This window comes from Actinoplanes sp. NPDC051513 (assembly GCF_044454685.1).
Classification (GTDB): domain Bacteria; phylum Actinomycetota; class Actinomycetes; order Mycobacteriales; family Micromonosporaceae; genus Actinoplanes.
Genome location: NZ_JBITDW010000014.1, coordinates 123145 through 131017 on the forward strand (window position 1 = coordinate 123145; position 7873 = coordinate 131017).

Consider the following 7873-nt stretch of genomic DNA (forward strand, 5'->3'; position numbering starts at 1 on the left):
GATCCTTTCTGCGTCAAGGGGGGAGGCCGACCTGGGATGGCCTCCGACCCGCAGTGTAGGTTAGCCTCACCTAATCCTACGAGCTCAGAGGGGTAGGAAAACGCGTGACCGCAGGCACCGGCGTACGCCCGGCGCCGGCGAGCGTCCCGCCGGACCAGAAGGCGGCCTCGCGCATCGTGCGCCGCTGGACCGGGCTCGCCGTCGGACTCGCCCTGCTCGCCCTCGCCGTGGCGCTGAGCATCGCGGTCGGCAGCCGCACGATCGGCCTGTCCACCGTCTGGCAGGTGCTCTGGCACGACGACGGAACGCCGGAAGCGGTGATCGTGCACCAGCTGCGCCTGCCGCGGACGGTGCTTGGCATCGGCGTGGGCGCCGCGCTCGGCCTGGCCGGCACGCTCATGCAGGCGCTGACCCGCAACCCGCTCGCCGAGCCCGGCCTGCTCGGCGTCAACCTGGGCGCCTCCACCGCGGTGGTGCTGGCGATCGCGTTCCTCGGCGTCTCCTCCCCCACCGGCTACGTCTGGTTCGCGTTCCTCGGCGCCGGGCTCACCTCGGTCACCGTGTTCGCGCTCGGCGGCTCCGGCCGCGCCCCGACACCCGAGCGGCAGGTGCTCGCCGGCGTCGCGTTCACCTCGGTGCTCGGCGCGATCGTCTGGGCGATCCTGGTGTCCAAACGCGAGGTGTTCGACCGCTACCGGCACTGGGACGTGGGCTCGCTCGCCGACCGGGAGACCTCGACGATCGTCCAGCTCGCCCCGTTCATCGTGGCCGGGGTGGTGCTCGCGCTGGCGCTGGGCCGGCAGCTGAACGCGCTGGCGCTCGGCGACGAGTCGGCCACCTCGATGGGGGCGAAGCCGGGCCGGATCCGCGCGCTCGGCATGGTCGCGATCACCCTGCTCTGCGGGGCCGCCACCGCCGCGGCCGGGCCGATCTGGTTCCTCGGGCTCGCCGTCCCGTACGCGGCCCGCATGTTCGTCGGCTCGGACCACCGCTGGATCCTGGCGTACGCGCTGGTTCTCGGCCCGACGCTGCTGCTCGTCTCGGACGTGATCGGCCGGGTGCTGGTCGCCCCGGCCGAGTTGCCGGTCGGCGTGGTCACCGCGTTCCTCGGGGCGCCCCTGTTCATCGCGCTGTGCCGCCGACGCCGGCTGAGTGTGCTGTGACCGCCCCGGGGTTGCGCCTGAGCCGGGTCGGCGGCGCGCGGCGGATCGTCATCGGCAGCCGGTCCGGCCGTTTCTCGCTGCGGCTGCCGTTCCGCTCGGTGCTCGTCGGCGCCGGGCTGGCACTGACCTCGCTGGCCGTCTCGGTGGTCAGCCTGACCTCGGGCGACTTCCCGGTGCCGGTGTCCGACGTGCTCAAAAGCCTGATCGGGCTGGGCGACACGGCGACCGACTTCATCGTCCTTGAACTGCGGCTCCCCCGGGTGCTGATCACGCTGCTGGTCGGCGCGGCCTTCGGGGCCAGCGGCACGATCTTCCAAGGGCTGACCCGCAACCCGCTGGGCAGCCCGGACTTCGTCGGCCTGACGGTCGGCGCGGCGACCGGCGCGCTGATCGTGATCCTGCTGCTCGGCGGCGACGGGTTCAGCGTGGCGGTCGGCGCGATCGCCGGCTGTCTGGCCACCGCGGTCGGCATCTACCTGCTCGCGTTCCGCCGCGGCGTGCAACCGTTCCGCCTGGTGCTGATGGGGATCGGCATCTCCGCGCTGCTCGAGGCGGCGAACTCGTACATGATCTACCGGGCCCGGCTGGACGAGGCGATCGCCGCGCAGGTCTGGCTGATCGGCAGCACCAACGGGCGCGGCTGGACCGAGGTGACACTGGTCGGCGTCGCGGTCGTGGTGCTGCTGCCCATCGTGCTCTACCACGGCCGGCACCTGGACATGCTGGCGCTCGGCGACGAGACCGCGACCCTGCACGGCGTCCCGGTCGAGCGCAGCCGGGCGGTCCTCGCGCTCTGCGGGGTGGCGCTCGCCGCCGCCGGCACCGCCGCGGCCGGGCCGATCGCGTTCGTGGCGCTCGCCGCCGGCCCCCTGGCCGGACGGCTCACCCGCTCGCCGCACGCCGGGATCCTGCCCGGGGCGCTGATGGGCGCGGCGCTGCTGAGCGTCAGCGACTGGCTCGCCCAGCACGCGTGGCCGGGCGGGGACATCCCGGTCGGCAACGTCACCGCCGCGCTCGGCGGCATCTACCTCACCTGGTTGCTGGTCCACGAGCGACGGAGAGTGGCATGAGCACGAACGACCCGCGGCTCGAGGCGGAGACCCTGACCCTGGCCTACGACAAGCGGGTGATCGTCGAGGACCTCGACGTGAAGATCACCGACGGGTCGTTCACGGTGATCGTCGGCCCGAACGCGTGCGGCAAGTCCACCCTGCTCAAGTCGCTCGGGCGGGTCCTCAAGCCGCGGTCCGGGGCGGTCCTGCTGGACGGCCAGGCGATCGCCTCCTACCCGTCCAAGCAGGTGGCCAAGCAGCTGGGCATGCTGCCGCAGTCGCCGGTGGTGCCGGGCGGGATCGTCGTGGAGGAACTGGTTGCCCGCGGCCGGTTCGCACACCAGAAGCTGCTGCGGCAATGGTCACCCGAGGACGAGGCCGCGGTGACCGGCGCGATGCGGCAGACCGAGGTGACCGACCTGGCCGACCGGTTCGTCGACGAGCTCTCCGGCGGCCAGCGCCAGCGGGTGTGGCTGGCCATGGCGCTGGCCCAGCAGACCCCGATCCTGCTGCTCGACGAGCCGACCACCTTCCTCGACCTGTCCCACCAGTTCGAGGTGCTCGACCTCTGCGCCGAGCTGCACGAACAGGGCCACACGATCGTGGCGGTCCTGCACGACCTGAACCACGCCTGCCGGTACGCCACCGAGCTGATCGTGATGAAGGCCGGCGCGGTGGTCGCCCAGGGCGCGCCGTCCGAGGTGATGACCGCGGAGCTGGTCGAGCGGGTGTTCGCCATGCCCTGCCAGGTGATGGACGACCCGGAGACCGGCACCCCGATGGTCGTTCCGGCGAGCCGGGAACGCCGCAGGGCGGGGTCCTCGAAGGTGTCCGCGTGAGCGGGGTCCTTCGGGAAGCACTGACGGGGCAGCGCCGCGATCTGATCCTCGGGACCGCGATGGTCAGCGGGCATCAGGCGGGCGAGGCCGCGGTCCCGTTCCTGATCGGCGTGATCATCGACCAGGCGGTCGACGGCGGCGCGGACGAGCTGGTCCTCTGGCTGGGCGTGCTGGCCGCGGTCTACGTGACGCTCAGCTACAGCTACCGCTGGGGCGCCCGGTTCGGCGAGCGCGCCTCCGAGCGGGCCGCGCACGAGGTGCGGATGCGGATCACCCGGCGGGTGCTGCACGAGCGCGGCGGCGCCGAGACCGACCGGCTGCCCGGCGCCCTGGTGTCGATCGCGACCGGCGACGCGGCGCGGGTCGGCGCGGTGGCGGTCGCGGTCACCTACGCGATCGCCGCGAGCTTCGGCCTGATCGTCGCGGCGGTCCTGCTGCTGAACATCTCGATCCCGCTCGGCCTGCTGGTCCTGCTCGGCACCCCGCCCCTGCTGTGGCTGACCCACAAGGTCGGCGAGCCGCTCGAGGAGCGCAGCGAGGCCGAGCAGGAGCACGGCGCGCAGGCCTCGGGCATCGCCGCCGACCTGGTCGCCGGGCTACGGGTGGTGAAGGGGCTGCGGGCCGAGAACGCCGCGCTGGCCCGCTATCGGCGGCGCAGCCGCAGCGCGCTGACCGCGACCGTGCGGGCCGCCGGGGCCGAGGCCGCCTATCAGGGCGTGGTGCTGACGCTCAGCGGCGCGTTCCTCGCGGTGGTCGCGGTGGCCGGCGGTCTCCTGGCGGCACGCGGCGACCTGACCGTCGGGCAGCTGATCTCCACGCTCGGCCTGGCCCAGTTCCTGGTCAATCCGATGTCGACGTTCGCCTGGGTGGGCGCCGACTGGGCGCAGGGCCGGGCCTCCGCCCGCCGCGTGCAGGCCGTGCTGAACGCTCCCGAGGCCGTCAACGGCGGAGATCAAGAGCTTTCCCTTCCCGTACGGGGTGAGCTCACGCTCCGCGGCATCCGGGGCGGCATCGACCTCGACGTCGCGCCGGGTGAACTGGTCGGGATCGTGGCGAGCGACCCGGCCGACGCCGCCGACCTGGTCCGCCTGCTGGGCCGTGCCTACGACCCCGCCGACGGCCGCATCGAGCTGGACGGCCGGGCGCTGACCGCCCTGGCCCCCGAGCGGTTGCGGGCCGCGCTGCTCGCCACCGAGCACCACACCGACATCTTCGACGGCACCGTGCGCGACGCGGTCTCCCTCGGCGGCCGGGCGGACCCGCGCACGGTCGACGCGGCGGTGGCCGCGGCCGGCGCCGACGAGGTGGCCCGCACCCTGCCGGACGGCCTGGACACGATGCTCGACGACCGGGCGCGCTCGCTCTCCGGCGGCCAGCGGCAGCGGATCGCGCTGGCCCGCGCGCTCGCCGGGGAGCCGCCGGTGCTGGTCGTGCACGACCCGACCACCGCGGTCGACGCGGTGACCGAGGCCCGGATCGCCGGCCGGCTGCGCACGATGCGCGCGGGCCGCACGACCGTGCTGATCACCACGAGCCCGGCGCTGCTCGCGGTCACCGACCGGGTGATCGTGATCCGCGACGGCAAGGTCCGCACCGACGGCACCCACGCGGGACTCGTCGCCCACGACGCCGAATACCGGGAGACGGTTCTCGCTTAACGGCTCCCCACGGATGAATCCGGGGGATTCCCAGCTCGGACTGCATACCAACCACCGTCCCGGAAGGAGGCGATCGTATGTCTAACGTCGTCAGCACTGGCACGGCCACGTTCAGCCGTGGCGAGGATCATCCTCGCGGCGTTGAGGTCACGGTCTGCGGTGTACCCGCATTCCGCGCACTCGAAGACGCGCAGACCCAGCCCGAGACGTTCCTTGGTTCTCGTACCGCACTGCGAGCAGGTCATCGTGGTGTAGGCGGGCGGCACCAGCACCACCGTCCGGCCCGCCCGTGCACCCCGATAGATCAGTTCTCGTTTGCACGCACCGATCGCCGCGTCGGCGGCCTTGCGAGCCATCCGGGTCTTGGCCAGGAACCTCGGCTTGAAGTCCTCGACCGCGATCAGGTTGTGGTGGTCCACGACCCGCTTGGCCCATTGGCGCGCGTCATGGGTGTTCTGCCGGGCGGCCCGCTTCTCGACCCGCGCCGCCCGCCGCTTCGCGTCCAGGTAACCCTTGGACGGAGCCAGACCTTTGGCCCGGCGGCGACGGGCCATCGCCCGCTGCGCCCTCGCCCGTTCGGCGGCACACCGCTTGCGGTGGCCCAGGTGCGGCAGATCGAACACCGGATCGGTCGTAGCCGCAGTGGTCTTGACACCCCAATCCACGCCGATACCCGCTCCGGCGGGCTCGTCGGCGGCCACGGCCGCACGTCGGACCACAAAGGACGCGTACCAGTGGCCCAGATTGTCGCGGTAGACCCGCACGCTTGTCGGCTCGGACGGCAGGTCACGCGACCACACCACCGGCACCATGACCTTGCCGGGCAGGCAGAGCCGGCCGTGCTTGATCCGGAAGCCACGGGTGGTGTATTCGAGGCTGGGCAGGGACGTCTTGCGCTTCTTCGCCTTCGGTCGGCCCCGGCCCTTGACCGTGAACGACGCGTCCAACGCGGCCGCGTAAGTGCGCAGCGTCTGCTGCTCGGCGACCTGCGAACCCAAACGCAGCCAGGCGTTACGACCCCGGGCCTCGGTCAGCAGCTTGGACAGCTTGCACATCGTCGGCTTGCGGCCGGTCTTCTGCTGATGGACGGCCTCGTTCCAGAGCCACCGGCAGCGGCCCCACTCCGAGAGCAGCGCAGCCTCGGCCCTGCGACCGGGCCGCAGACGGTAGGTGTAACGCACTGTCTCGGACATACTAGACACGGTAGTGATGGTAGTTATGTAGTGTCAATCAAGGATGGGGCCAGGTTCCTGTACCTCAAGTCCCGCATACCCACGCTGTGGACCAACAGGTATTTCGCCGCCACCGTCGGCGCCGCCGCGGAAGTGGTGAAGCGATATATGTCGAGAAGCAACGCAATCTCCAACCTACCGCTCCGTTACCTACCCATGGCTGAAGCCAGGGGTTTCTCAGGAGCTAAACGATGAGCACCGCCGCGCTGCTGCCGATCGCGACCGGGCGGCGGACCCGCGCCCAGCTGAAGGTCCTCGTCCGGCCGCTCCGGCGCCGCCTGGCCGGCGCGATGCTGCTGATGATCGCGGGCACGATCGCCGGCCTGGTCACCCCGCCACTGCTCGGCCACATCGTCGACCTGGCCACCACCGGGGGCAGCACGGCCGATTTCGTGCTCACCGGGGTGGGGCTGATCGCCGGGGCGCTCGGCGAGGCGGCGCTGGCCGGGATCGGGTTCGCGCTGCTCGCCCAGGTCGGCGAGAGCGTGCTGGCCGGGCTCCGCGAGCGGTTCGTCGAATCCGCGTTGCGGCTGCCGCTGGAACAGGTCGAGCGGGCCGGCGCGGGCGACCTCACCTCGCGGGTCACCAACGACGTCACGGTGATCGCCGAGGCGGCCCGCAGCGCGCTGCCCGAGTTCGTCCGGGCGATGCTCACGATTGTCCTCACGCTGGCCGGGCTGGCCGTGCTGGACTGGCGGTTCCTGGTCGCCGCGCTGATCGCGGTGCCGGTGCAGGCCTACACCGTCCGGTGGTACGCCCGGCGGGCCGTGCCGCTCTACGCCCGGCAGCGGATTGCCGTTGCCGATCAGCAGCACCACCTGCTCGCCACGATCGACGGCGCCCCGACCATCCGCGCGTTCCGGCTCGCCCCCGAGCACCGCGACCGGGTCGGCGCGAAGTCCGAGCAGGCGGTCGACCTGTTGCTGCGCGGGGTGGCGCTGCAGACCCGGTTCTACGCGCGGCTGCACGTCGCCGAGTTCGCCGGGCTCGCCGCGGTGCTCGCCACCGGGTTCTTCCTGGTGCGCGGCGACGTGGTGACCATCGGCACGGCGACCGCCGCGGCGCTCTACTTCCACGGGCTGTTCTCGCCGATCAACACCGCGCTGGCGCTGGCCGACGACGCGCAGGCGGCCGCCTCGGGGCTGAACCGGCTGGTCGGCGTCGCGGACCTCGCCGTCCCCGATCGGGTGCCGGCCGCGGCCGGGGCGGGACCGGATGCGGTCGTCGTACGCGATCTGGGGTTTTCCTATCGGCCCGGGCGCCCGGTGCTGGCCAGCGTCGACCTGACGATCGCGCGGGGCGAACGGGTCGCGGTGGTCGGCGCCAGCGGCGCCGGCAAGACCACCCTGGCCAAGATGATCGCCGGGGTGCACCAGCCCACGGCCGGCCGGGTCGAGGTGCCCGCGGGCGAGGTCGCATTGATCACCCAGGAGGTGCACGTTTTCGCCGGTCCGCTCGGCGACGACCTGCGCCTGGCCCGGGCCGGCGCCTCCGACGAGGACGTTCGCGCGGCGCTGGCGAAGGTGGACGCGCTCGGCTGGGTCGGCCGGCTGCCGCACGGCCTGGACACCGAGGTCGGCTCGGGCGGGCACGTGCTCACCGCGGCCCAGGCCCAGCAGCTGGCGTTCGCCCGGCTGATCCTCGCCGACCCGCCCGTCGCGATTCTGGACGAGGCGACGGCCGAGGCGGGCAGCGCGGGCGCCCGGCTGCTCGAACGGGCCGCCACGGCCGCGCTGGAGGGGCGCACGGCGCTGATCGTCGCGCACCGGCTCACCCAGGCGGCGGCCGCCGACCGGATCGTGGTGATGGAGGCCGGACGGGTCGTCGAGGTCGGCCCCCACCAGGACCTGATCAAGCACGACGGGCCGTACGCGGTGCTCTGGCAGGCCTGGTCGGACCAGCGCGCCCAGGACTGAGCGCGCCGGTCCC

6 protein-coding genes are annotated in these 7873 nt (G+C 72.8%); 5 read left to right on the forward strand and 1 reads right to left on the reverse strand.

The annotated features are described in order from the left end of the window. The first annotated feature begins 104 nt into the window (after positions 1 to 104). From ACIA5D_RS34215 to ACIA5D_RS34230, 4 genes are read left to right on the forward strand one after another with little or no spacing between them, the layout of a single operon-like run. Positions 105 to 1163: a FecCD family ABC transporter permease gene (locus tag ACIA5D_RS34215; RefSeq protein WP_396034534.1), complete on the forward strand. Its 1059-nt coding sequence runs from the start codon at positions 105 to 107 to the stop codon at positions 1161 to 1163. Beyond that, positions 1160 to 2233 (forward strand): FecCD family ABC transporter permease, encoded by a 1074-nt coding sequence (locus tag ACIA5D_RS34220; protein WP_396034535.1) that lies wholly within the window; start codon positions 1160 to 1162, stop codon positions 2231 to 2233. Before ACIA5D_RS34215 ends, ACIA5D_RS34220 begins: the two co-directional genes overlap by 4 nt. Then, positions 2230 to 3054 (forward strand): ABC transporter ATP-binding protein, encoded by an 825-nt coding sequence (locus ACIA5D_RS34225; protein ID WP_396034536.1) that lies wholly within the window; start codon positions 2230 to 2232, stop codon positions 3052 to 3054. The genes ACIA5D_RS34220 and ACIA5D_RS34225 overlap by 4 nt, the downstream gene beginning before the upstream one ends. Beyond that, positions 3051 to 4712: an ABC transporter ATP-binding protein gene (locus ACIA5D_RS34230; RefSeq protein WP_396034537.1), complete on the forward strand. Its 1662-nt coding sequence runs from the start codon at positions 3051 to 3053 to the stop codon at positions 4710 to 4712. Before ACIA5D_RS34225 ends, ACIA5D_RS34230 begins: the two co-directional genes overlap by 4 nt. Here the strand turns inward: ACIA5D_RS34230 and ACIA5D_RS34235 are convergent. Further along, positions 4709 to 5905, reverse strand: a complete 1197-nt coding sequence (locus ACIA5D_RS34235) for an RNA-guided endonuclease InsQ/TnpB family protein (RefSeq protein WP_396034538.1) — start codon at positions 5903 to 5905, stop codon at positions 4709 to 4711. The two genes, ACIA5D_RS34230 and ACIA5D_RS34235, sit on opposite strands and share 4 nt — an antisense overlap. 230 nt (positions 5906 to 6135) lie before the next feature. Between ACIA5D_RS34235 and ACIA5D_RS34240 the strand changes: the two genes are divergently transcribed. Next, on the forward strand, positions 6136 to 7860 hold the full coding sequence (locus ACIA5D_RS34240; RefSeq protein ID WP_396034539.1) for an ABC transporter ATP-binding protein: 1725 nt from the start codon (positions 6136 to 6138) through the stop codon (positions 7858 to 7860). Positions 7861 to 7873 lie beyond the last annotated feature (13 nt).

Coding starts and splice junctions, on each gene's coding strand:
- ACIA5D_RS34225 (WP_396034536.1), top strand. CDS start 2,230: ATGAGCACGAACGACCCGCGGCTCGAGGCGGAGACCCTGACCCTGGCC.
- ACIA5D_RS34235 (WP_396034538.1), bottom strand. CDS start 5,905: ATGTCCGAGACAGTGCGTTACACCTACCGTCTGCGGCCCGGTCGCAGG.
- ACIA5D_RS34240 (WP_396034539.1), top strand. CDS start 6,136: ATGAGCACCGCCGCGCTGCTGCCGATCGCGACCGGGCGGCGGACCCGC.